Below are 24,377 nucleotides of genomic sequence, written 5' to 3'. Positions count from 1 at the left end.
CGACCGAGCCGAGCAACCCAGCGGGCGCGGCACCGGGGCGGCGGCGACAGCAACTCGGCGGCGACAGCGGTGTCCTATCCGCGTACCGCGGCGACCGCCTCGTCGAAGGCCCGTTCCATATCGACGGTGCCGCCGCTGCGCACCCAGGTCTCCGTGGCGACTTCGGAGCAGGCCAAGGCGCAGGCGGCGAGCGCGTGGGCCCGTACCTGGGTCATGAGGTCCTCGGCGGCCCCCAGTCGTCTGGCGATGTCCGGCACGAGCAGTTCGGTCCACTGCTGCCGCTTCTCCAACTGGCGCGCCCGGAGGGAGGGCGACGCGTGGAGCATGCTGGTGATCTTGAGGAAGTCTTCCGCCGAGTACGGGAGGGACTCGAGGAGTTCCCGCAGGGCCGCCCGGAGCGCTTCCCACGGAGGCTCGTTGGCCGGGCGAGCTTCCAGCGCGGCCCGCAGGACCTCTCCGTGCGCGGCGTGGTCGCCGAGCACGATGTCTTCCTTCGTGCCGAAGTAGCGGAACAACGAGCGCCGCGAGATGCCGATCTCGGTTGCGATCTGCTCCATGGTGGTGGCCTCGAAACCGCGCTCGAGGAACAACCGCATCGCGGTGGTGACGATCTCGGCCTGCACTGCTCGCCGGGTGCGCTCTCGTAGCCCCGCCGGGCGGCCCTTCCGATCGTTCATGGACCACAGCCTACTCCTTCGCGCACCCAGTACCGTATTGGCACCCAGTGACAGTTTAGGCGTACAGTGCCATCACCGAATGTCCACCACCGCCAGGAGCAGCCCGTGAGCGCCGTCGACTACCACGGCCAAACCACCCTCATCACCGGTGCCAGCGCCGGCATCGGCGCGGAGTTCGCCCGCCGGATCGCCCAGCGCGGCTCACACGTCGTCCTCGTGGCCCGACGCAGGGAACGGCTCGAGAAACTGGCCTCCGAACTCACCGCCGCCCACGGCATCCGGGCCACGGCCATCCCGCTCGACCTGAGCCTGCCCGCAGCGGGGCAGGCCCTCACCGAGGAGACGGCGCGGCGCGGCCTGAGCGTGACGAGCGTGGTGAACAACGCCGGCTTCGGCACCTTCGGCCCGTTCCACACCGAGGACCCACGCCGGCTGAGCGAGGAGATCTCCGTTGACGTCGCCAACGTGGTCGACATCACCCGCGCGTTCATCGAGCCGCTGCGGGCCTCCGGGACCGGGGTGCTGGTCAATGTGGCGAGCATGGCCGCGTACCTTCCCGTCCCCAACATGGCCGTCTACGCGGCGGCCAAGGCGTTCGTGCTGCATTTCACCGAGGCCCTGTGGCACGAGTCGCGCGGCACCGGCCTGCGCGTACTCGCCCTGTCCCCCGGTGCGACCGACACCGAATTCTTCGACGTCGTCGGCACCGATGGCGCGGACGGCGGCACCAGACGCCAGTCACCCCAGGAAGTCGTGGCCACAGCACTGCGGACACTTGATCGCCGCACACCACCACCGAGCGTCATCTCCGGCCGCCTCAACCGCGTCATGGCAAGCCTGGGCCGCGCCTCCAGCAGGCGACGCGCTGTCATGATGATGGGGGCCACGACCACCGCCCCGGACCCGGCCTGATGAGGACGGCCTGATGGCCGGTGGGGAGGATGCCCCGTTCGACGCCGTTGTTCGCGCAGCCGCTGTAGCCATCCGCGCGCCGCGCTTAGGCTGTCGCCGGACACAGGGGCTACCGGCGCGCGTAGCGCACACCGCGAAGGAGCGCGTGATGAAGGGCTGGACCGCGAGCGACATCCCCGACCAGACCGGCCGCACCGCCGTGGTGACCGGCGCCAACAGCGGCCTCGGCTACATCACCGCCCGCGAACTCGCCCGGCGCGGCGCGCACGTGGTGCTGGCGTGCCGCGACGACACCCGCGGGGCCGAGGCGGCGGAGCGGATCCGGGCGCAGGCGCCGGGCGCGGACGTGCGGGTCGCGCCGCTGGACCTCGCGGACCTGACGTCCGTACGGGCCTTCGCGGCCGAGTACCCGGGCGACCGGCTGGACCTGCTGATCAACAACGCGGGCGTGATGGCCCTCCCGCACCGCAGGACCGCCGACGGCTTCGAGATGCAGTTCGGCGTCAACCACCTGGGCCACTTCGCGCTGACCGGACTGCTGCTGCCGAAGCTGCTGGAGGCGGGCCCGGGGGCGCGGGTGGTCACCGTGTCCAGCTTCCTGCACATGCTGGGGACGGTCGATCCGCGCGACCTGAACATGGAACGCGGGTACCGGCGCTGGGCGGCCTACGCCCGCTCCAAGTCCGCCAACCTCCTCTTCACCCACGAGCTGGCCCGTCGGCTGCGTACGGCGGGCAGCCGCCTGGTGGCCGCCGCCGCGCACCCCGGCTACGCCTCGACCAACCTCCCGACCGCCGCCGCGAAGATGGAGGGCCGCCGGGCGCTCGAGCGGTTCATGGAAATCGGCAACCGCTTCTTCGCCCAGAGCCCGGAGCAGGGCGCCCTGCCCACCCTCTACGCGGCGACCGGCCCGGACGTCCGCCAGGACGACTTCTTCGGCCCGCCGCTCCAGGGCCTGTGGCGCGGCTCCCCCGTCCGCTCGGCCCGCGCGAAGTGGACACTCAGCGACAGGGCGAGCCGGGGGCTGTGGGCCGCGTCCGAGCGGCTGACGGGGGTGCGGTACGAGGCGTTCACGAGCTGAGTGCCGCGTCACGCCCGCCGCTGCGGACACCCGATCTCGGGTCGTAAGCGGTGAGGGCCGCAACCGATCAGGCATACGGACAGAAACCGCTGCCCCGTGAGGTACCAGCCCCCGACGGCGTCCTCCCCGCCCGCGACCGCCTCGGCCGCGCGCCGGACCTTTGCCGACAGCGCTTCGGGCGTGCGGTCGTAGCCGGAGGCGAACGAGTCGGCGTGTTCGCGGGCCCGCTCGCCGAACCAGGTGGCGGCCGGTGCGGGGTCGGTCCAGGTCCCCTGGATGAAGGAGGGCGCCTTGAGCAGCCAGTGGGCGAGTTCGAGGGGGACGACCTTGGAGCGCGCGAAGTCCGGGTGGATGGGGCGTCTGGGGCCGTCCTTGAGGAGGTCGTGGCCCGAGCCGAGCCAGGTGTAGCCGTGGTGATGCACATGTGCCGCCTTCGCCGTCCCGAAGAGGGCGGCCCCGCGCGATGGCGGGACCGCCCTTCCATCGGGGTTACCGGGGTTATCGGGTTACCGGGGTTTCCGGGGTTTCCGGGGTTACTGACGGCCGCAGCCGTCGCCGCCACCGCAGCCGCCGCCCGAAGGGGGCGACGGCGCGTCGGTGTCGGGCATGGTGTCGCCGTCGTCCGGGTCCTGCCGTAAGACGGTCTTGTGTCCTCCCAGCCGCATCGGGATGATTCCCTTCTGTGCTGTCGGCGCGGGGACTTTCCGCGCGCCGTCGTGCACGTGCACCCGTTCCGGCTGGGCTCGACCTGCCAGGGCTCCGGTCCAGCCGGTACGGGGGTCTCAAGGGGAGGCCCGCCGCCTATGCCGAGGCGGCCTTTTTGGTCTTCGGCCCTCTCCCTCGACAGGACGCTAGGGATGAGTGGCAGGCGGCTGCCATGCGATGTTCTCGAATGTTCTCGCCTCTGTAGGCGATGTTCTTGATTGATCTCACGCAGAGTCAGTGAAGGCATACCGTGCGCATGCGTCGGTGCGACATGCTCGTGGTGCCCAGATCAACGAGGAAGGAAGTGATCATGGCGCGTCGACTGCGCTTCAACGGGACCGGCTCACACAATGGGGCCTGCCCCACTGTGCATGAAGACCTGGACAGCGGAGAGATCGTCATCCACGGCACACCGCTCACCAACCCGGATGACATCGCCCAGCTCCAGCACTTGGGGGAGGGAGAAGTACCGATCGTGGTGCCACGGGAGCTGCTCGTCGACTTCGGCCCCAAGGAGGTCACCCGGGAGCCCCGCATCATCGATCTGGACGCCTTTAGCGATCTCTTCAACAACTTCGAGCACACTGCGTGGCGGCTGGAGACCCGACGCAGGTTCGCCTCGGACGAAGCCACGGACACCTACGCGCAGTTCGTCGCGGGCGAGCCGGTGCAATGGGATTACGACCACCCGTGGTGCACCAATGTCCGGGTGCAGACAAAGCAGGGCAAGCGCATTGAGCGTGTGCGCATCGTCGACAACCCTCCCACTCCCGGGCAGCTCTATCTGCTCAAGGGCGCCAAGCGGAACTGCGCCATGGGAGAGGACATCCGCAACCTGTGGCGCGCGGACGCCGACCGGCTGCGGTTGCCTGCCGAAGACTTCTGGGTCTTCGACTCCAGGTTCGTCGCCCTCCTCAACTTCGACGACGACGACAACCTGCTCAACGTCGAAGTGATCACCGAGCCGGTGGCGGTCAACCGCTATCTCCAGGTTCGGGATGCGGCATGGCACTACGCCGTTCGATACGACAAGTTCGCGGCAGAGCTGCCGTCGTAAACAACCAGTACCGTGTGACCGGTGAGTACTGACTTTCAGCAGGCACGGGTGGCCCTAGGAGCACGGCTTCGGGAGCTGCGTGCGTCATGCCCTGGAGGTCGGCTCACCGGTACACAACTCGCGGAGCGGCTGGGCTGGCCGCACTCCAAGATCTACAAGCTGGAGAACGGACGCCAGACCGCGACAGCCGAGGACCTGCGCGCCTGGGCCATGGCAACCAACCAGCCGGAAGCCGCCGAGGAACTGCTCTCCCGGTTCAATGGGTTGGAATCCCACATCCGATCGTGGCGCCGTCAACTCGCCGCAGGGCACAAGCCCGTACAGGATGCGATCACCGCTGAGCACGACCGCACGACCACCCTGCGCATCTGGGAGAACAGTCTCGTGGCGGGCATGCTCCAGACGGCCGACTACGCACGCGCGGTGTTCACTCGGAACGCAGACCTGCACCGGTCTCCACGGGACACCGAGGCTGCGGTCCGCGCCCGGGTGAAGCGACAGGAAGCGCTGTACGACTCACGCAAGCGGTACCGGATCATCATGTGGGAAGGGGCGCTCCGCGCTCTCGTCTGCCCGCCGTCAGCGCTTGCCGCCCAGCTCGACCGGCTGATGAGCGTCATCGGCCTGGACACGGTTGAGCTGGGGATCGTCCCGTTCGCCGCCCCCTTGAAGATCCAACCATCGAATGGCTTCTGGATCTACGACGAGCGACTGGTGCTCGTCGAGGACTGGCACGCCGAACTGTGGATCAACGACGCCGACAGCATCGCCCTCTACCTCCGCGCCTGGAACACCCTGCGCGAATCCGCCGTCTTCGGCGCCGACGCCCAGCGCCTGATCAACGATGCCCGGCGGGCGCTGAACATCGGGTAACGTGGCCGCCACCCGTACGCACCGAGGAGGTGAGACCCATCAACGCCAGTTCAGGCTGGGTGCTCGCCCTTGACGGCGGTGCGGCCGCCGCGACGTACGCGGCATAGCCGACTGCCGGGAGCGCCCGCAGGCATCCCGAAAGGTCTCCAGGCTCCATGTCGGCTTCACCTTCACCTTCACCCGTCACCCTTTCCGCCGTCGTCACCAGGCTCCGCGCCGCCGGGTGCGTGTTCGCCGAGGACGAGGCGCGGCTGATCCTCGCCACGGCCCCTACCCCGGCCGCGCTCCGCACCATGGTGGAGCGGCGGGCCGCCGGACTTCCGCTGGAGCATGTCCTGGGCTGGGCGGAGTTCCGGGGGCTTCGGATATCCATCGACGCCGGGGTCTTCGTGCCGCGCCGGCGCACCGAGTTCCTGGTCGAGCGGGCCGTGGCGCTGGCCCGGCGCGGGGCCGTCGTGGTGGATCTCTGTTGCGGCTCGGGCGCGCTGGGCGCCTCGCTGGCCTCGGCCGTGGGCGAGGTGGAGTTGTACGCGGCCGATATCGACCCCGTCGCGGTGCGCTGCGCCCGGCGCAATGTCGAGGCGGCGGGCGGCACGGTGTACGAGGGCGATCTGTACGCGGCGCTGCCCGCCGCGCTGCGCGGCCGGGTGGACGTCCTGCTCGCGAACGTGCCGTACGTGCCGACCGGGGAGGTCGGGCTGCTGCCGCCGGAGGCGCGGGTCCACGAGGCGCGGGTGGCGCTGGACGGTGGCGCGGACGGGCTGGACGTCCTGCGCCGGGTGACCGCGCAGGCGCGGGGGTGGCTGGTCCCGGGCGGCTCGCTGCTGTTCGAGACGAGCGGGCGGCAGGCGTCGTCGGCCATGGCCATCGTGGCCGGTGACGGGCTGGAGCCGCGGCTGGCCGAGTCCGAGGAGCTGGACGCCACGGTCGTCATCGGCACCAGGCCGGCGGCCCGCTAAAGCTCGCGCGTACGTCCGTTGCCCCGACCCGTCAGGACTCGCCCGTACGTCAGTTGCCCCCACCCACCAGGGCGCCCGTACCGCCGTTGACCCTTACGCGCGCAGTTCCTCCGACGCGTCCGCCACCCGCGCGATCAGGCGCAGCAGCGTCTCGCGCTCCGCCTCGTCCAGCGGGGCCAGGAACACCCGGTTCATCCGGGCCGTCCGCGTGACCAGCTTCCGGTGGGTGCGGACGCCTTCCTCCGTCAGCCGCAGGACGTTGCGGCGGCCGTCGAGCGGGTCCCGCACCCGTTCCAGCAGACCGCGGCGGGCCAGCCGGGCGACCAGGTCGGCGATGGTGGAGCGGTCGAGGTGGACCTGTTCGCTCAGCGTCCGCTGGTCGATGTCCGGCTTCTCCACCAGGGCGTTGATCACCGCGAACTGCGGCGATGTGGTCTCCTCGGAGACCATCGCGCCCCACAGCAGGGAGTGCGCCTGCTGGAGGCGGCGCGCCAGATGCCCGGGGTGCGTGTTCAGGTCCACCGCACCGCCCATGCCGTGCCCTCCTGGCTTCTCCGTGTGTCGATACCGCGCGTCGATACCGCGCGTCGGGTCCGTACGACGACCGTACGTGGACCGTACGTGGACCGTACGTGACCCCGAACCCGTTCACGCCGATTAGTACGTGCACTGATCGATTCTGCCCCACGGAAGAGCCGATGTCGAGAGGCCATCTTCAGGCCACCACACCCCTTGACGAGCGGACCAGCCGATGGCAACGTGCCGAACCGGCGCCACATTAATCAGCACACTGAGCATCATGACCACGGAGGGATCCGGGGCTCGGAGACGGGCCCGCCGCCGTGCGCATCGGTGCGGGACAGGGCCTCGCCCTCGCCCTGGAAAAGGAAAGCCGACCGCAGACATGACTCTCACCCAATCCGACATCGACCGCGAGCTCGCCCGGATACGGGAGTCGCGTGAGAAGGCGCGTGCCGAGGGGGCTCCCGCCGCCGACCACCCGCCGCGCGACTTCCGCCCGTACCGCAGCAGTGTGCTGCGCCACCCCAAACAGCCGCTGGTCGCGGTCCAGGGCGACCCGGAGACCGTGGAACTGCACACCCCGGTCTTCGGCCGCACCGACGTCACCGCGATCGACAACGACCTCACGGCGCAGCACCAGGGCGAACCGCTCGGTGAGCGCATCACCGTCTCCGGGCGGCTCCTGGACAGCCGGGGCCGCCCCGTCCGGGGGCAGCTCATCGAGGTGTGGCAGGCCAACGCGTCGGGCCGCTACGCCCATCTGCGCGATCAGCACCCGGCGCCGCTCGACCCCAATTTCACCGGCGTGGGGCGGACCCTGACCGGTGACGACGGTTCGTACCACTTCACCACCATCAAGCCGGGCGCCTATCCGTGGCGCAACCACGAGAACGCCTGGCGGCCCGCGCACATCCACTTCTCCGTCTTCGGCACCGCGTTCACCCAGCGGCTGGTCACCCAGATGTACTTCCCCGGCGATCCGCTCTTCGCCCACGACCCGATCCTGCAGTCGGTGCCCGAGCCGTCGGCTCGGCAGCGGCTGGTCGCGACGTACGACCACGACCTGTCGCAGCCGGAGTGGTCGCTGGGATACCGCTGGGACATCGTGCTGGACGGACCGTCCGCCACCTGGATCGAGGAGGGCCGCTGATGGCCGAGAGGCTCGTGGCCGAGAGGCTCGCCCCCACCCCGTCCCACACCGTGGGGCCCTTCTACGGATACGCCCTGCCCTTCCCCGAGGGCGGCGAGATCGCCCCGGCGGGCCACCCCGGCACCATCACCGTGCACGGGCATGTCTACGACGGCGAGGGAGCCCCCGTCCCGGACGCGCTGGTCGAGCTGTGGCAGGCGGGCCCGGACGGCTCCCTGGCCGGGGCGGGCGGCTCGATGCGGCGCGACCCGGTGACCGGGGGCTTCCTCGGGCGCAACGGTGTGGACTTCACCGGTTTCGCCCGGATCGCCACGGACGCGGACGGCCACTGGACGGCCCGTACGCTGCCGCCGGGCGGCCCGGCCGCCGCCCCGTACATCAGCGTGTGCGTACACGCCCGGGGGCTGCTGCACCACCTCTTCACCCGGGTGTACTTCCCCGAGAACGCCGAGGCCAACGCCGCCGATCCGCTGCTCGCCTCGCTGGATCCGGGGCGCCGCGAGACGCTGGTGGCGACGGCGGCGCCCTCGCCGGGGACGTATCGCTTCGACATCCGCCTTCAGGGCGAAGGGGAGACGGTTTTCCTTGAGTTCCGCTAGTTCCGGTAACCCCGCTAGTTCCGGTAGTTCCGGCAATTCCGCCAGGCCAGGCGACGCCGCTAAACCCGGCGACGCCGCCAGGTCCCCCGGCGACGCCGCTGGCTCCACCAGGCCCGGTACTCCCGCCGGTCCCGGAGGTGACGACGTGGGGCTGCTGTCCCCGGTGTGGGCCGGCTCGGCGGTGGAAGCCGCCACCGGCGACACGGCGTTCCTCCAGGCCATGCTGGACGCGGAGGCCGCGCTGACGCGGGCGGTGGCACCGGCCGGAGCGGCGGAGGCGGTGGCCGGGGCCGTGGCGGGCGCGGCCCGCGCCGAGCTGTACGACGTGCGGGAGCTGGCGCTGCGCGCCCGCTCCGGCGGCAACCCGGTCATCCCGCTGGTCGCCGATCTCACGGCGGCCGTGGCCCGTACGGACGATCAGGCCGCGGCGTACGTCCACCGGGGTGCGACCAGCCAGGACATCCTGGACACGGCCACGATGCTGGTGGCCGCCCGAGCGCTGCCGCTGATCGTGGCCGATCTGGACCGCGCGGCGGCGGAGCTGGCGCGGCTCGCCGCCGCGCACCGCGACACCCCGATGCCCGGCCGCACCCTCACCCAGCACGCCGTGCCGACCACCTTCGGGCTGAAGGCGGCGGGCTGGCGGACGCTCGTCCTGGACGCCCGTGACCGGCTCGCGGCCCAGCGTCCGCCCGCCCAACTGGGCGGCGCGGGGGGCACCTTGGCGGCGTTCGGGGAGGGGGCCGGGCTGCTGGCCCGGTTCGCCCGGGAGACCGGGCTGGCCGAGCCCGTACTGCCGTGGCACACCCTGCGCACGCCCGTCGCCGACCTCGGCTCCGCGCTGGCCTTCGCCGTGGCGGCGCTGGGGAAAGTGGCGGCGGACGTGCTGGTGCTCTCGCGTACGGAGATCGGCGAAGTGGCCGAGGGCGCGGGCGGCGGCTCGTCGGCGATGCCGCACAAGAGCAACCCCGTGCGCGCCACGCTGATGGCCGCCGCGGCCCGTCAGGCGCCGCAGCTCGCGGCCACCCTGCTGGGCGCGCTGGCCGCGGAGGACGAGCGCCCGGCCGGGGCCTGGCACGCCGAGTGGCAGACCCTGCGGGAACTGCTGCGGCTCGCGGGCGGGGCGGCCCGGGACGCGGCGGAGCTGACCGGCGGGCTGCGGGTCTTCCCGGACCGCATGGCGGCACACCTGGAGCTGACGGACGGCCTGATCGTCAGCGAACGCCTCATCGCCGCCCTCACCCCGGTCGTCGGCCGCGCCCGCGCGAAGGAACTGCTGACGGCGGCGTCGCGGCGGGTGACGGAGGAGGGGGTCTCGCTGGCGGACGCGCTGGGCGATGTGCTGCCGCCCGACCGTTTGCGTGAGCTGACCGACCCCACACGGTACGTGGGGTGCGCACCTGCCCTGGTCGACCGTGCCCTTGAGCGCGGGGCACGGCCCCAACAGCGGCCCGACCAGCGCCCCGACGAGAAGCCCGGCCAACGGCCCGATCAGCAGCCCGGCCAGAGCCCCCACCAGCAGCCCGGCCAGGGACCTCCACCAGCGCCGTGACCAGCAGCCGGACCAGAGGCCAAATCAGCAACCCCACCAGCAGCTCGACGAGAGGGCTTGGTCAGCAACCCCGCCAGCAGCTCGACGAGAAGCCTGGTCAGCAACCCCAACAACGCCACGACCAGCAGCCCCACCAGCGCCTTGACCAACAGCCGGACCAGAGACCCCCACCAGCAGCCGGACCAGAGACCCCACCAGCAGCCCGGCCAGCGCCCCCACCAATAGAGGTCTCATCGCCGGGTGCGGGCCGGTCGGTGGTTGCGCCCACCGGCCCGCACCGAGCGGCGATAGCCCACCACCACACCCACCGAGCTGGAGTACCTAGCGTGACCTCACTCCATTACGACCTCAGCGGGCCCGCCACCGCGCCGCCGCTCATCCTCGGTCCCTCCGTCGGCACCTCCCTCGCCGTCTGGGAGCCGCAGCTTCCCGCGCTCGCCCGGACCCACCGTGTGCTGCGCTGGGACCTGCCCGGCCACGGCGGCTCACCCGCCGCGCTGCTGCCCTCCGACGGCTCGGCCACCATCGACCAGCTCGCTGCCCTCGTGCTGCGCCTCGCCGACGATCAGGGGTGGGAGCGGTTCGCGTACGCGGGGATCTCCCTCGGCGGCGCGGTCGGGCTGTATCTGGCCGCCCACCACACCGAGCGGGTCGGCCGTCTGTCCGTCATCTGCTCCTCGGCCCGGTTCGGCGAGCCCTCCAGCTGGCGGGAGCGGGCCCGGCTGGTGCGGGAGGAGGGGACGGAGGCGATGGTGGCGAGCCGGACCGGGGTCTGGTTCTCGCGGGAGACCGCCGCCACGCCCCGCGGCCGCGCGCTGCTGGCGGACCTCCGCGCCACCGACCGGGCGGGCTATGCCGCCTGCTGCGATGTGCTCGCCGATTACGACATGCGGGCCGCGCTGCCGTCGGTCACCGCCCCCACCCTGGTCGTGGCCGGTCGCGAGGACCCGGCCACCCCGCCCGCCCATGCCCGGGAGATCGCCGACGCGGTGCCGGGCGCGAGCCTGCTGGAGATCGCGGGGGCGGGTCATCTGGCGGGTGTGGAGCGGCCGGAGGCGGTCACCAGCGCGCTGCTCTCCCACCTGGCCGACGCGGCCCGGCCGGACCCGGCCCACGCGCCCCAACCGGGCGACGACGTCTCCCGCCACGCCGCCGGGATGGCGGTGCGCCGGGCCGTCCTGGGGGACGCGCACGTGGATCGCGCGGTGGCCCGTACGACCCCGTTCACCGCCCGCTTCCAGGACTTCATCACCCGTTACGCCTGGGGCGAGATCTGGACCGGCGACGGCCTGGACCGGCGGACCCGCAGCTGTATCACCCTGACCGCGCTGATCGCCCACGGCCATGACGCCGAGCTGGCCATGCACGTCCGGGCCGCGCTCACCAACGGGCTGACCCGCGAGGAGATCGGGGAGGTGCTGTTGCAGTCCGCGATCTACTGCGGTGTTCCGGCGGCCAACTCGGCCTTCGCCACGGCCCAGCGGGTCTTCGATGAGATCGACGCCCAGGGCCCGGCCGCTGCCCCGCCCCGAACCGACGCCGAACACCCCACCCACACCCCGGGCGAAGTCGACACAGCGTCACATTCCGATACCGACAAGTGACATACCTCCGCAACACCTCTGTCGTAATCCGCCTCCATCGTTGATCGTTGGATCGTAGGGAGACCGGGAGACCGGGAGACGAGGGGGCGTACACCATGTCCATGAGCCGCCGGAGGCTGCTGGGTGCGGGCGGAGGGCTGGCCCTGACCGGGGCGCTGGCCTCCGCCTGCGGATCGAACACCGGGCGGGGCGGCGACGACCACGCCGGCCAACCGGTGATCGAGCAGTGGTACCACCAGTACGGCGAGCCCGGCACCGAGCAGGCCGTCCGGCGGTACGCCGACGCGTTCGAGCAGGCGAACGTCCGGGTGCAGTGGCGGCCGGGCAACTACGACCAGCAGACCGCCGCCGCGCTGCTGACCGACTCCGGCCCGGACGTCTTCGAAGCCAGCGGGCCGACCCTGGACCAGATCCAGGGCGGCCAGGTGGTCGACCTCACCGAGCTGCTCAGCGAGGCGAAGGACGACTTCAACCAGGCCGTGCTGGAGCAGAAGACGTACCAGGGCAAGGTGTGGGGCATTCCGCAGGTCATCGACACCCAGCTGCTCTACTACCGCAAGAGCCTGCTGGAGGACGCCGGGCTGGAGCCGCCGCGCACCCTCGACGCGCTGATCGACGCGGCGAAGAAGCTCACCACGAAGGAGGTCAAGGGGCTCTTCCTGGGCAATGACGGCGGCCCCGGCGTGCTGGCCGGCACCCCGCTCAACGCCGCCGGGCTCTCGCTGGTCACCGAGGACGGCAAGGTCGGCTTCGACGACCCGGCCGCCGCCCGCACCCTCGGCAAGCTGCACCAGCTCTATGCCGAGAAGTCGCTGCTGCTCGGGGCGCCCTCCGACTGGTCGGACCCGGCCGCGTTCACCCAGGGGCTCACGGCCATGCAGTGGTCCGGGCTGTGGGCGCTGCCGCAGGTGCAGAAGGCGCTGGGGGACGACTTCGGGGTGCTGCCGTTTCCCCAGGACGGGCCGGACGGCAAGCCCGCGGTGCCGGTGGGCGCCTACGGGGCGGCGGTGAGCGCGAAGACCAAGCACAAGGCGGAGGCGAAGGCGTATGTGAAGTGGCTGTGGGTGGACAGGACCGAGTACCAGGAGGACTTCGCGCTCCGCTACGGCTTCCACATCCCGGCCCGGATCTCGCTCGCCAGGAAGGCCGCCAAACTGCGGTCGGGCGCGGCCGGTGAGGCGGCGCGCTACGCCACCGACTACGGCCATGTCTCCGAGCCGCTGCTGTGGACCGCCGCGAGCAAGACGGATTACCAGGACGCGCTGAGCCGGATCATCAAGGGCGGCGCCAACCCGGACCGCGAGCTGCGGTCGGTGATCCGCAAGGCCGAGGCCGAACTGCGGCGCGTGAAGAAGAAGAGCTGATGCGGGGACCGTTCATCCGCAGGCTGCTGGGCCCGCAGAACCGCCATCTGTGGTTCTGGATCTTCGTCGGCCCCTTCGTCCTGGGCCTGACCCTCTTCACCTACGTGCCGCTGGCCTGGAGCGCGTATCTCAGCTTCTTCGACGCGCACAACACCGTGTCGCCGACGGACTTCGTCGGTTTCGACAACTACACGGCGATGCTGGGCGACGACGCGTTCACCGACAGCCTGGTGACCTTCCTGGTCTTCACGGCGTTCATCGTCCCGGCGACCTATGTGCTCTCGCTCGGGCTCGCCCTGATGGTCAACCGGCTGCGCTGGGCGCAGGCGTTCTTCCGGTCGGTGTTCTTCCTGCCGGTGGCGTGCTCCTATGTGGTGGCGGCGCTGATCTGGAAGATATCGATCTTCAACGGGGTGCGCTTCGGGCTGGCCAACACCGTGCTGGGCTGGTTCGGCGCCGATCAGACCGCCTGGCTGTCGTCCACCGATCCGCCCTGGTACTGGCTGGTCATCGTGACCGTACGGCTGTGGCTCCAGGCGGGGTTCTACATGGTGCTGTTCCTGGCCGGGCTCCAGCGCATCTCGCCGCGGCTGTACGAGGCGGCAGCGGTGGACGGGGCGCGGCCGGGCTGGCAGGTGTTCCGGCACATCACCTTTCCGCAGCTGCGGGCGACCTCGGTCGCGGTGGTGCTGCTGCTGGTGATCAATGCCTTCCAGGCGTTCGACGAGTTCTACAACCTGCTGTCGGATTCGCGCGGCTATCCGCCCTACGCCCGGCCGCCGCTGGTCTACCTCTACTACACGGCGCTGGGGCAGGAGCAGAACCTGGGTCTGGGCAGTGCGGGCGCGGTGATCCTGGCGCTGATCATCGCCGTGGTGACGGTGGTGCAGGCCCGCTGGTTCGGCCTGGGCCGGAAGGAGGACTGATGCGCACCCCCGAGAACCCGCGGGATATGCGGGACGCCCTGGTCGGGGTGGGGCGCGCGGTGCGGCTGGTGCTGCTGATCGCGCTTGCGCTGCTCTTCCTGATCCCCTTCTACCTGCTCGTGCGCAACGGGCTGTCCAGCGAGGCGGACATCACCTCGCCCGGCTGGACGTTCTTCCCGAGCGAACTGCACTGGTCCAACATCCGCGAGCTGTTCGACGACCCCAATGTGCCGATGGCGCACGCGCTGCTGAACTCCTCGCTGATCGCGGTCCTCACCACCGTGGGCACCCTGCTGCTGGCCTCGCTCGCCGGATACGGCCTGGCCCGCATCCCGTACGCCTACGCCGATGTGGTCTTCTACTGGATCCTGGGCACCCTGATGGTCCCGGCGGCGGTGACCTTCGTGCCGAGCTTCGTGCTGGTCAGCTCGCTCGGCTGGGTGTCCACCCTGCGCGGTCTGGTGGTGCCCACGCTGTTCAGCGCGGTCGCGGCGTTCATCTTCCGCCAGTACTTCCTGGGCTTCCCCAGGGAGCTGGAGGACGCGGCGCGGGTGGACGGGCTGGGCTACTGGCGCACGTACTGGCGGGTCGTGGTGCCCAACTCCCGGCCGGTGTTCGCGGCGGTCGGCACGATCGTCTTCATCGGCGCCTGGAACTCCTTCCTGTGGCCGCTGGTCATCGGCCAGGACCGGGACGCGTGGACGGTGCAGGTGGCGCTGTCGACGTTCACCACCGCCCAGACCGTCAACATCCACGAGCTGTTCGTGGCGGCGGCGGTGTCGATCGTGCCGCTGCTGGTGGTCTTCCTCGTCCTCCAGCGCTACATCGTCGCGGGCGTGGAGCGCACCGGCATCGACGACTGAGCCGAGCCCGTCCGGCGCGACGGCTGAGCCGGGCCCGTACGGCGACCGGACGGCACGATGGCCGGTCCGGCGACCGGACGGGGCGGCGCCGGTGGACACCGGACGGGCCGGACGCGGGAACACCGGACGAGCCGGGCACGGGGGCGGCACGAGGCAGCACGGGGCGGCACGGGGCGGCACAGGGCCCGGGCGCACCGGACGAGCCGGAGCCGGGCTCATCCGCAGGCCCCCGACGGCCCCCGTCTGCTCGTGACGACCGCCGGGAGCGGCGCCGGCGGCTCGAAGACGCGCTCTCCCGGCACCACGCCGCGCAGCAGCGCCGCCCCCAGCGGGGTCAGGGTGTGCAGGACGGCACTGCCCTGGCGCAGGGTGTGCACCAGCCCCGCTTCCCGCAGCACACTGGCGTGCTGGCTGGCCGAGGCCAGCGATACCCCGACTCTGCGGGCGAGTTCGCTGGTCGTACAGCCACCGCCGACCTCCAGGAGCACCGCCGAGCGGGTCTGCCCGACGAGTTTGCCGAGCGTCCGGGCGGGTCCGGGCGCGACGGCGGGCCGTTGTTCGGGGCGTGACCGCTGCTCGGGACGGGACGGTCGCTCGGGGCGGGACCGCGGACCGGGGCGGGACCGCTGCTCGGGGCGGGGCGGGAGGCCGTGCCGGGCGTGTTCGACCGGATAGACCAGTACGGGCGTCAGCTCCGGGTTCCGGAAGGTCACCGGCCTCCCCCGGCAGAAGAACGACGGCAGCAGCAACAGCCCCCGCCCGCGCAGCCACAGATCACGGTCGACCGGATAGTCGACCTCCAGGACGGGCGCCCGCCACCGCATCGTCGGCGGCAGCGAGGCCAGCAGCCCGTCGGCGCCGCCGTCCAGCAGGGCGCGGCCCCGGGCCGCCCGGTCGGCCTCGATCCGGGCCTGGATATGCGACCAGTACGGGGCGACGACGGCCCGGTGGTAGGCGCGCAGCGTGGCGATCAGCCGGTCCAGCGGCTTCCGCTCGCCCTGCGCCAGGTCCCGTATCCACCCCGGGAGCGCCCGGGCCGCCGGGAGCCCTTCGAGATCCGCGCGCAGCCGCTCCGCCGGGACGGCGCGCAGCGCGGACATCGCGGCATCGCAGCCGATTACCCCTTCGGCGGGGGTGAGGAAGTCCGGGAAATAGCCGCGCGAGGGAATGAGCGGCGCGAGCAGCCGGGCTTCGCCGTTCAGCCGGTTACGCGCCTCGGAACGCCATTTTCCGTATACGGTCTCCGACCGTTTCTCCCGTAGCCGATGGAAACTTAAAACAGTTTCCCAGAGTGCGTCCGGGCGGACCGCCATCCGCAGCCGGGCCAGATCGAGTTCACTGAAATGAACACGGAGCACCCAGACCCCCACCTGTGACACGCCGATCACCCCCGATCACCGTTGAGTATGCACGCTGGCACGGTCAGTCACCACGCCCTTTTGGCCAGATGTGAAACGGGGAGCGGCATGGAGTCCGGAACCGGAAAACTGTTCTCCAGGAAAACCGGGGGCCGCCGGTAAACACATCCGGAGGCCGTCCGGAATTCAACAGGCGGTGCTCAGAGCCAGTTTGCTCGTTCCCGTGGGGGGTGACGAGTACGTCACGGCGACTGGGCACTTGTGTTGCCGCACGTAGCCGATGCGCGCGGCAACCGCTCCCGTGGGGGGAGTGAGAGGGGGCGGCACCTCCGCACAAGGTGCCGCCCCCTTTGAGGTCCGGAGCCGCCGCCGGGGATTGAGGGTGGGTGTTCCCGGTGCGGACTCCGGTGGTCTACTGGCCGTTCACCGCCGCCCGGCCGGCCTCCAGGCGGGCCACGGGGATGCGGAACGGGGAGCAGGAGACGTAGTCCAGGCCCACCTCGTGGAAGAAGTGGACGGACTCCGGGTCGCCGCCGTGCTCACCGCAGACGCCGAGCTTGAGGTCGGGGCGGGTGGCGCGACCGGCGTGGGCGGCGTCGCGGACGAGGGAGCCCACCCCGTCCTTGTCGATGGTCTCGAACGGGCTGACGCCGAAGATGCCCTTCTCCAGGTAGGCGGTGAAGAAGCTGGCCTCGACGTCGTCGCGGGAGAAGCCCCAGACGGTCTGGGTGAGGTCGTTGGTGCCGAAGGAGAAGAAGTCGGCGGACTCGGCGATCTGGCCGGCGGTCAGCGCGGCGCGGGGCAGCTCGATCATGGTGCCGAGGGTGAGTTTGAGGTCCACGCCCCGGGCCCGCTCGACCTCGGCGATGACCCGCTCGGCCTCCTCGCGGACGATCTCCAGTTCCTGGACCGTGCCGACCAGCGGAATCATGATCTCGGCGCGCGGGTCGCCCTTGGCGCCCCGGCGCTCGGCCGCGGCCTCGGCGATCGCCCGTACCTGCATGGCGAACAGCCCGGGGATGACGAGGCCGAGCCGTACCCCGCGCAGGCCCAGCATCGGGTTCTGCTCATGGAGCCGGTGCACGGCCTGGAGGAGCCGCAGGTCGTTCTCGTTGTGGTCCTTGCGGGACTCGGCGAGGGCGACGCGGACCGACAGCTCGGTGATGTCGGGCAGGAACTCGTGCAGCGGCGGGTCGAGCAGCCGGACGGTGACCGGCAGCCCGTCCATCGCCTCGAAGAGCTCGACGAAGTCGTCCTTCTGCAGCGGCAGCAGCTCGTCCAGCGCCGCCTCCCGCTCCTGGTCGGTGTGGGCGAGGATCAGCCGCTCGACCATCTCCCGGCGCTCGCCGAGGAACATGTGCTCGGTGCGGCACAGTCCGATGCCCTGGGCGCCGAACCGCCGGGCGCGGGCGGCGTCCTCGGCGTTGTCCGCGTTGGCCCGCACCCGCAGCCGCCGCATCCGGTCCGCGTACGCCATGATCCGGTGCACCGCGCCCACCAGCTCGTCGGCGTCGTCGGCGCCCGCGTGCATCCGGCCCTCGAAGTACTCCACGACCGGGGAGGGGACGACCGGCACCTCGCCGAGGTAGACCTTGCCGGAGGAGCCGTCGATCGAGACGATGTCGCCCTCCTCGATCACCAGCTCTTCCTTGCCGTCCCGGGCGGGCGCCGTCATCCGGCGCCGCTTGGTGTCGACTTCGAGCTCCTCGGCGCCGCACACACAGGTCTTGCCCATCCCGCGGGCGACGACGGCGGCGTGTGAGGTCTTGCCGCCGCGCGAGGTGAGGATGCCCTCCGCGGCGATCATGCCGTCGAGGTCGTCGGGGTTGGTCTCCCGGCGGATGAGGATGACCTTCTCGCCCGAGCGCGACCATTTGACGGCGGTGTACGAGTCGAAGACGGCCTTGCCGACGGCGGCGCCCGGGGACGCGGCGATGCCCCGGCCGATCTTCCGTACGCCGTCGCCCGCCGCCGCCTCCGTGTCGAAACGCGGGAACATCAGCTGGGCCAGCTGCGCCCCGTTGACCCGGCGCAGCGCCTCGGCCTCGTCGATCAGCCCCTGGTCGACCAGCTGGGTGGCGATCCGGAAGGCGGCCCCCGCGGTGCGCTTGCCGACCCGGGTCTGGAGCATCCACAGCTTGCCGCGCTCGATGGTGAACTCGATGTCGCACAGGTCCTTGTAGTGCGTCTCGAGGGTTTCCATGATCTGCATCAGCTGGTCGTACGACCGCTGGTCGATCCGCTGGAGGTCGGCCAGCGGCACGGTGTTGCGGATGCCCGCGACCACGTCCTCGCCCTGGGCGTTCTGCAGGTAGTCGCCGTAGACGCCCTGCTGGCCGCTGGCCGGGTCGCGGGTGAAGGCGACGCCGGTGCCCGAGTCGGAGCCGAGGTTGCCGAAGACCATGGAGCAGATGTTGACCGCGGTGCCCAGGTCGTGCGGGATGCGCTCCTGGCGGCGGTAGAGCTTGGCGCGGTCGCCGTTCCAGGAGTCGAAGACGGCCCGTACGGCGAGGTCCATCTGCTCGCGCGGCTCCTGCGGGAAGCCCCGGCCGGTCTCCTTGGCGACGATGTTCTTGAAGACGCCGACCAGCTTCTTGAGGTCGGCGGCGTCGAGGTCCACGTCGACGCTGACGCCCTTGGCGCGCTTGGCGTCCTCGATGGCCTCCTCGAAGAGGTCGCCGTCCACGCCGAGCACGGTCTTGCCGAACATCTGGATCAGACGCCGGTAGGAGTCCCAGGCGAACCGGTCGTCGCCCGCCTGCGCGGCGAGCCCGGCCACGGACTGGTCGGAGAGCCCGATGTTGAGGACGGTGTCCATCATCCCGGGCATCGAGAACTTGGCGCCGGAGCGTACGGACACCAGGAGGGGGTCGTCCGCCTGGCCGAGCTTCTTGCCCATCTTCTCTTCGAGGGCTTCGAGGTGCGCACTCACCTCGTCGCGCAGGGCCGCGGGGGCCTCACCGGTGTCCAGGTAGACCTTGCATGCCTCGGTGGTGATGGTGAAACCCGGTGGCACGGGGAGACCGAGGTTGGTCATCTCGGCGAGGTTGGCCCCCTTCCCGCCGAGCAGGTCCTTGAGATCCTTGTTGCCCTCGGTGAAGTCGTAAACGAACTTCTGCTGATCTTGTTTTTCCGGCACGGGACTCGATCTCCTCGGCTCGGCTGCCCTGACGGCGGGGAGCGTACCCAGATCGAAGGCTTCTGAGGAGGTCCACTCCACCGTCATACGGATGTAACCACCCGCCTGCCACGTGTTCGAAAGTGCGGCGCCCGAACGAACGCCCCTCACACTGCTTTCAAGCCTCGAACACACACCCACCCTCCGCCCGTGAGGACACCATGGATTCTCACTGTCCGTGACCGATGGTTCGAGGTATCGAACATCAAGGACGTGGCACTGAGTGCCACGCATTGGAGAGGTGAGCACAGCGGAGGACCACCGGACCACCTCTCCGTGGTCGCTCATATGAGCGATGCCCCTATCAGAGTGGCGAGAATCACGCCTTGCCAGGCCCATTGTCTCGCCTTTTGGATACAACGAGAGGGGGTCCGCTCAGATGAGCGGCCCAGGGAGGAGGGCCCGCGGCGGGTATGTTGACGGTCGGACCGCACGCGGAGGGCTGCGGAGGGCTGAGGAGGGCTTGTGACCAGCGCACGGCCCGCGCCGACCGGACTGGCCAGCGGCGCGCGACGGGTGCTCCAGGAGAACTGGACCGGCTCCTGCACGGTCCCCTCACCCGGTCTCTATCCGCATCAGTGGAGCTGGGACTCGGCGTTCATCGCGATCGGATCGCGCCATATTTCCCCCCGCCGCGCCCAGCGTGAACTGGAAACCCTGCTCGCCGCCCAATGGGGCGACGGCCGGATCCCGCACATCGTCTTCAACCCGGCGGTGCCGCCCGCGGCCTACTTCCCCGGTCCGGACTTCTGGCGCTCCGCCACCGCCGGCGCGGCCGCCGGCGCCCCGCGCCACACCGAGACCTCCGGCATCGTCCAGCCCCCGGTCCACGCGCTCGCCTGTCTGCTGGTGCACCGGGCCGATCCGCGCTCATCGGCGCGCCATGGCTTCCTGGCCCGCGCCTATCCCCGGCTCGCCGCCTGGCACCGCTATCTGGGCCGGGCCCGCGACCTGGGCGGCGGCGGACTGGTGTCCGTGGTCCACCCCTGGGAGCCCGGGATGGACAACAGCCCCTGCTGGGACGCCCCGCTGGCCCGTGTCGCACCCGCGCCCCCGGGCACCTTCCGGCGCGCCGACCTCGACCACGGCGCGGCCTCCGACCGGCCGACCGACCTGGACTACGGGCGGTACGTGCGGCTCGCGGCGGACTACCGGGACGGTGGCTACGCCGACCACACGGCCGGGTCGGCGTTCCTGGTCGAGGACCCCGGTGTCAACGCGCTGCTGATCGCCTCCGAACACGCCCTGGCCGAGATCGCGGCCCTGCTGGGCGCGGACGCCGCGCCCCACCGGACGCGCGCCGCAGACCTGACCGCCGCCCTGGTGGACCGGCTGTGGGACCCGGCCGCCGGGCTGTTCCTGTGCCGCGATCTGCGCGGCGGAGGCCCGGTCCGCGATCTGCACGGCGGAGGCCTGGTCCGCGAGTTCGGCGCGGCGGGCCTGCTGCCGCTGCTGGTCCCCGGGCTGCCGGGCGACATCGCCGCCGCGCTGGTCCGCACGGCCTGCGGCGACCACTTCGGGCTGGGCCGGACGGCGCGGCTGGTGCCCAGCTACGACCTGCTGGGCCCCGCCTTCGACCTCGCCCGCTACTGGCGCGGCCCCGCCTGGTTCAACGTCAACTGGCTGCTGGAACGGGGCCTGCGGCTGCACGGCGAGCCGGAGCTGGCCGACGCGCTGCGGACCGCCGTCCTGGAGACGGCGGTCACGTCCGGCTTCGCCGAGTACGTCGACCCGTACACGGGCGAGGCGCGCGGGACCCGCGACTTCAGCTGGACGGCCGCGCTGGCGCTGGACCTGGCGGTGGCGGCGGGTCAGGAGCCCTGACCACCACCGCCCGCGGGTAGCCCGTCCTCACCACCGCCCGCCCGTGGCCCGTCCTCGCCACCGGCCGCCGGTAGCCCCTCCTCGCCACCGACCGCCACCGGTCCGTCAGCGCCACCGGTCGCCCGTGGCCCGCCATCGCCACCCGCCGCCGACACCCTGCCAGACCCACTCCCCCACGGCCCGCCATCGCCGCCACCCGCCGCCGGCGCCACGCCAGACCCACCACTCCCCTGCCGCCCGCCAGAGCCACCGCTCCCCCGCGGCCCGCCATCGGTGCCGCGCAGTCCGGCCAGGGCCTCTCGGGTCTTGACGGTGCAGTTGTGCTCCTCGCCCAGGACGCGCTCGCTGACCTCCAGGACCGCGCGCCACTCCGCCTCGGCCTCGTCGAGCCGGCCGAGGCCCTTGAGGGCGGTGCCGAGGTTGTGGCGGGTCCACAGGGTTCCGGCGTGCTCCGGCCCCAGGACCCGCTGCCGGGCCGCCAGGGTCTCCCTGATCTCCGTCTCGGCGTCCGCGTACCGGCCCAACTTGTTGAGGACGTTGCCCAGGCTGTGCCGGGCGGTCAGGGTCGGCTCGGCTTCCGCGCCCAGGGACCGCGTACGCCCCTCGACCACCCTTCGGTACAGCGGCTCGGACTCCTCGTAGCGCTTCTGGTCGCGCAGCAGGGCGGCCAGTTGCAGCACCGTCAGCAGCCCGCTCGGATCGCCCCGCCCCAGCACCCGGGATTCCGCGTCCATGGTCACCCGGTACTCCTGTTCGGCTTCCTCCAGCCGCCCCAGGCGCGTCAGGGTCAGGGCACGGCCGTAGCGCGTCAGCAGGGTCGGCTGCGTCTCGGCGCCGAGCACCCGGACCCGGTCCTGGAGCACCCCGGTGAACTCCGCCAGCGCTTCCTCGTTCCGTCCCGCCAGCCGGATGCTGGTCGCCAGGCAGTGGCGGGTGGCGAGGGTGCTGGGGTGATCGGCCCCGACCACCGCGACCTGCCGCTCCAGGAGGTCGCGGTAGACCGCGTGCGCTTCGTCGTACCGCTCCTGGTCCTCCAGGAGGAACGCCCGCAGGCGCAGCGCGACGAACCATTCGTCGTGCCGCTCCCCGAGCAGGCTCCTCGACTCCTCCGTCACGATGTCCAGCTCGGCCTCCGCCTCGGCGAACCGGCCGAGGTGGCGCAGCCGGTGAAAGCGGTTGCGCCGCGCCCGGCGGGTCCGCCAGTCACGCGGCCCCAGGCCCGCGGACGTCCGGTCGACCAGGTCGCGCCAGACTCCTTCCGCCTCTTCGTGGTGCTGCCGGGCGTCCAGGGTCTCGCCGAGCACGAGGAGCGCCCTCAGCAGGGCCGGGTCCACCGCCGACTCGGCCGGGGCGCAGTCCGCGGCCGCCGACCGGGCCTCGGCCTCGGCCTCGTCGTAACGGCCCATCCTGCGCAGCGCGGTGGCCCGCCAGGCGCGGGCGTTGATGGTGTCGAAGTGCGTGGGGCCGGACAGTTCGTGCCGGCCGGCCGCCGCTCTCCGGAACTCCGCTTCGGCCTCCTCCACCCGCATGAGTTCCAGCAGCAGGCGACCGTGGGTCAGGCGTTTGGACAGCACCGTCGCCCGGTGCTCATCGCCTCCCCGCCGTTCCCATTCCTCGATCAGCGCGCGGCACTCCCGCTCCGCGGCCTCCGTCCGCCCGGCGTCCTCCAGCAGGTCGACCAGGTAGTCACGGGCGAAGAGGGTGTAGTCGTGCTCCGCGCCGTGCACCCTCCCCGACACCGCGACCACCGCGCGCAGTTCGCGCTCCGCCTCGTCGTGTTCGCCGAGTTTGTTGAGGGTGAGTGCCAGGTGCCCGCGGAGGTTGCGGGATTCGAGGTCTTCGGCGGAGCTCAGCACCGCGATCTGCTCCCGCGCCACCTGCCCCAGCGCGTCCGCGTGCGTCCGCCACCCGCCCCGGAACAGCTGGTCGGCCAGGGCCGGCAGGGTCCGCACCCCCCACCAGCCGGACTCCTCGTTCCGCTCATCGGCGTGTTCCAGCACCTTCTCCAGGGTCTGCCGCACCGCCGTCGGCAGCTCCTGGTCCGCCGCGATCCGCCGCACCACCTCCAGCACCCGCGGCTGGACCTGCTCGGAGGCGTAGGACCGGAGCGGGGGCGCGGCGGCCGGTTCGGCCGACTGTCGTACGGGTTCCGCCCGCTCCGGCGGCGGTTCCTCGTCCCCGCCCTCGTCCGCCAGCCCCAGCCGTTGCAGGAGTTCCGGGGACGCCGCCGCGAACGGGCGGGCCTCCTCGGCGACGCGGGAGTCCCCGTGGTCGCCGGAGAGCCGGGCGCGGAACTCCGGGCCGCTGCCCTGGCGGTGCAGCAGGAACTCGGTGACCAGCGCCGCCGTCTCCAGCGCGGCCGAGGTGCGGACGGCGTCCAGCAGCAGATCGGCGACGCCCGGGTGGAACTCGTACTCCTCCGCGCCGCCCTCCCGTCTGCGCAGCAGCCCGCCCAGGAAGACCTCGGCCAGCTGCGCCGGGTGGAAGCGCTCCCCACGGCCCGCGCCCGCCTGGTGGATCAGCCGCATCACCGGCAGCGTCAGCGGATGGACCGTGGCCAGCGCCCCGGCCAGGCGCTGGGCCTCGGGCGAGGCCGCGCCCCGGAAGCGGCGCAGCCGCTCCTCGGCCGTCGGCTCGGGCACATGGGCCGTGGCCCGCGTGGTCACCGGCTTCTCGGCCCCGTCCAGCAGCATCACCGGCAGCGGCGCGCCGCCGGCGCCGGTGCCGGTGAGCGCCGCCCACGAGCCCAGCTCGCCCTCGGTCAGTTCCAGCACCGGCACCGGCGTCCTGCCCTCGTACGAGACCAGTCCGCGCGGCAGCACCGGGTGGCGCACGGACAGCGCCCGGCCCGGCGCGCCCTCCCGGCCGCAGGCGTCGACCAGCAGCCGCTGGGTGGGCATACCGCGCTCCGGCCACATCCGCGCGGGCAGCGGCTGGAGGACCGCCACCGGCGAGTGGCGGGCCCAGCGGCGCAGCAGACGCGGAATGGCGCCGCCGCGCCACCCCGGGCCCACCCCGTCCGAGAGGATCAGCATCACCGTGCGGCCGGAGGTGTCGGTCAGCTGGCGCGCGGTGCGGCGCGGGGCGCCGGGGGCGTACGGGCGCGCCCTGAGCACCGGTTCGGCCTCCCGCGCGCTGTCCGGGTCGTAGGTCCGGACGGAGCTGTCCAGGCC

The 24,377-nt window shown here is 71.8% G+C and carries 20 protein-coding genes; 13 read left to right on the top strand and 7 right to left on the bottom strand.

The features are described 5' to 3' along the window. Positions 1-74 precede the first annotated feature (74 nt). Positions 75-677, bottom strand: coding sequence for a TetR family transcriptional regulator (locus tag AXW62_RS29555; RefSeq protein WP_030826320.1), 603 nt, complete (start codon positions 675-677; stop codon positions 75-77). Between the two features lie 105 nt (positions 678-782). Between AXW62_RS29555 and AXW62_RS29550 the strand changes: the two genes are divergently transcribed. Together AXW62_RS29550 and AXW62_RS29545 are read left to right on the top strand one after the other, a co-directional pair. Next, positions 783-1,589 (top strand): SDR family NAD(P)-dependent oxidoreductase, encoded by an 807-nt coding sequence (locus AXW62_RS29550; RefSeq protein WP_060947207.1) that lies wholly within the window; start codon positions 783-785, stop codon positions 1,587-1,589. Positions 1,590-1,737: 148 nt separating this feature from the next. Next, positions 1,738-2,670 (top strand): oxidoreductase, encoded by a 933-nt coding sequence (locus tag AXW62_RS29545; RefSeq protein WP_060947206.1) that lies wholly within the window; start codon positions 1,738-1,740, stop codon positions 2,668-2,670. Between the two features lie 8 nt (positions 2,671-2,678). Here the strand turns inward: AXW62_RS29545 and AXW62_RS29540 are convergent, their stop codons facing one another. Then, positions 2,679-3,092: a hypothetical protein gene (locus tag AXW62_RS29540; protein ID WP_060947205.1), complete on the bottom strand. Its 414-nt coding sequence runs from the start codon at positions 3,090-3,092 to the stop codon at positions 2,679-2,681. Between the two features lie 111 nt (positions 3,093-3,203). After that, positions 3,204-3,335: a hypothetical protein gene (locus AXW62_RS46780; protein ID WP_279616699.1), complete on the bottom strand. Its 132-nt coding sequence runs from the start codon at positions 3,333-3,335 to the stop codon at positions 3,204-3,206. Positions 3,336-3,685: 350 nt separating this feature from the next. Between AXW62_RS46780 and AXW62_RS29535 the strand changes: the two genes are divergently transcribed. The 3 genes from AXW62_RS29535 to AXW62_RS29525 all read left to right on the top strand — a co-directional run bounded on the left by AXW62_RS29535 (position 3,686) and on the right by AXW62_RS29525 (position 6,264). Further along, on the top strand, positions 3,686-4,432 hold the full coding sequence (locus tag AXW62_RS29535; protein ID WP_060947204.1) for a DUF6879 family protein: 747 nt from the start codon (positions 3,686-3,688) through the stop codon (positions 4,430-4,432). Positions 4,433-4,453: 21 nt separating this feature from the next. Further along, positions 4,454-5,305 carry a helix-turn-helix domain-containing protein gene (locus AXW62_RS29530; RefSeq protein WP_060947203.1) on the top strand — a complete coding sequence of 284 codons (852 nt, stop codon included), beginning with the start codon at positions 4,454-4,456 and terminating at the stop codon, positions 5,303-5,305. A gap of 155 nt (positions 5,306-5,460) precedes the next feature. Next, positions 5,461-6,264, top strand: a complete 804-nt coding sequence (locus AXW62_RS29525; RefSeq protein WP_060947202.1) for a putative protein N(5)-glutamine methyltransferase — start codon at positions 5,461-5,463, stop codon at positions 6,262-6,264. A gap of 93 nt (positions 6,265-6,357) precedes the next feature. Here AXW62_RS29525 and AXW62_RS29520 read toward each other — a convergent pair whose 3' ends face one another. Then, a complete protein-coding gene (locus AXW62_RS29520; RefSeq protein ID WP_060947201.1) occupies positions 6,358-6,798 on the bottom strand; it encodes a MarR family winged helix-turn-helix transcriptional regulator in 441 nt (146 codons plus the stop codon). Between the two features lie 370 nt (positions 6,799-7,168). Between AXW62_RS29520 and pcaH the strand changes: the two genes are divergently transcribed. From pcaH to AXW62_RS29485, 7 genes are all read left to right on the top strand, one after another. After that, on the top strand, positions 7,169-7,936 hold the full coding sequence (gene pcaH, locus AXW62_RS29515; protein ID WP_060947200.1) for a protocatechuate 3,4-dioxygenase subunit beta: 768 nt from the start codon (positions 7,169-7,171) through the stop codon (positions 7,934-7,936). Beyond that, complete coding sequence (gene pcaG, locus AXW62_RS29510; protein ID WP_060947199.1) at positions 7,936-8,535, top strand: protocatechuate 3,4-dioxygenase subunit alpha; 600 nt, start codon at positions 7,936-7,938, stop codon at positions 8,533-8,535. Before pcaH ends, pcaG begins: the two co-directional genes overlap by 1 nt. A gap of 145 nt (positions 8,536-8,680) precedes the next feature. Further along, positions 8,681-10,087, top strand: coding sequence for a 3-carboxy-cis,cis-muconate cycloisomerase (pcaB, locus tag AXW62_RS29505; protein WP_079115865.1), 1,407 nt, complete (start codon positions 8,681-8,683; stop codon positions 10,085-10,087). 326 nt (positions 10,088-10,413) lie between these two features. After that, entirely contained in the window at positions 10,414-11,691 is a 1,278-nt protein-coding gene (gene pcaDC / locus AXW62_RS29500) for a bifunctional 3-oxoadipate enol-lactonase/4-carboxymuconolactone decarboxylase PcaDC (RefSeq protein ID WP_079115864.1), read from the top strand. A 95-nt stretch (positions 11,692-11,786) separates the two neighbouring features. Beyond that, complete coding sequence (locus AXW62_RS29495; RefSeq protein WP_174556448.1) at positions 11,787-13,055, top strand: ABC transporter substrate-binding protein; 1,269 nt, start codon at positions 11,787-11,789, stop codon at positions 13,053-13,055. Next, a complete protein-coding gene (locus AXW62_RS29490; protein ID WP_030826354.1) occupies positions 13,055-13,981 on the top strand; it encodes a carbohydrate ABC transporter permease in 927 nt (308 codons plus the stop codon). The genes AXW62_RS29495 and AXW62_RS29490 overlap by 1 nt, the downstream gene beginning before the upstream one ends. Positions 13,982-14,007: 26 nt before the next feature. After that, positions 14,008-14,844, top strand: coding sequence for a carbohydrate ABC transporter permease (locus AXW62_RS29485; RefSeq protein ID WP_030826355.1), 837 nt, complete (start codon positions 14,008-14,010; stop codon positions 14,842-14,844). A 215-nt stretch (positions 14,845-15,059) separates the two neighbouring features. Here the strand turns inward: AXW62_RS29485 and AXW62_RS29480 are convergent, their stop codons facing one another. Beyond that, complete coding sequence (locus AXW62_RS29480) at positions 15,060-16,202, bottom strand: ArsR/SmtB family transcription factor (RefSeq protein ID WP_060947208.1); 1,143 nt, start codon at positions 16,200-16,202, stop codon at positions 15,060-15,062. Positions 16,203-16,614: 412 nt separating this feature from the next. After that, complete coding sequence (gene ppdK, locus AXW62_RS29475) at positions 16,615-19,428, bottom strand: pyruvate, phosphate dikinase (RefSeq protein ID WP_370682946.1); 2,814 nt, start codon at positions 19,426-19,428, stop codon at positions 16,615-16,617. Between the two features lie 417 nt (positions 19,429-19,845). Between ppdK and AXW62_RS29470 the strand changes: the two genes are divergently transcribed. After that, on the top strand, positions 19,846-21,204 hold the full coding sequence (locus AXW62_RS29470; protein WP_060947197.1) for an MGH1-like glycoside hydrolase domain-containing protein: 1,359 nt from the start codon (positions 19,846-19,848) through the stop codon (positions 21,202-21,204). Here the strand turns inward: AXW62_RS29470 and AXW62_RS29465 are convergent. Further along, positions 21,192-24,377: tetratricopeptide repeat protein (locus AXW62_RS29465; protein WP_060947196.1), on the bottom strand; the 3,186-nt coding region annotated here is incomplete at its 5' end. The two genes, AXW62_RS29470 and AXW62_RS29465, sit on opposite strands and share 13 nt — an antisense overlap.

It is taken from the genome of Streptomyces hygroscopicus subsp. hygroscopicus (assembly GCF_001553455.1).
Taxonomy (GTDB): Bacteria; Actinomycetota; Actinomycetes; order Streptomycetales; family Streptomycetaceae; genus Streptomyces; species Streptomyces hygroscopicus.
The sequence above is the reverse complement of the archived record's forward strand: the minus strand, read 5'-3'. Positions and strand labels throughout refer to the sequence as shown.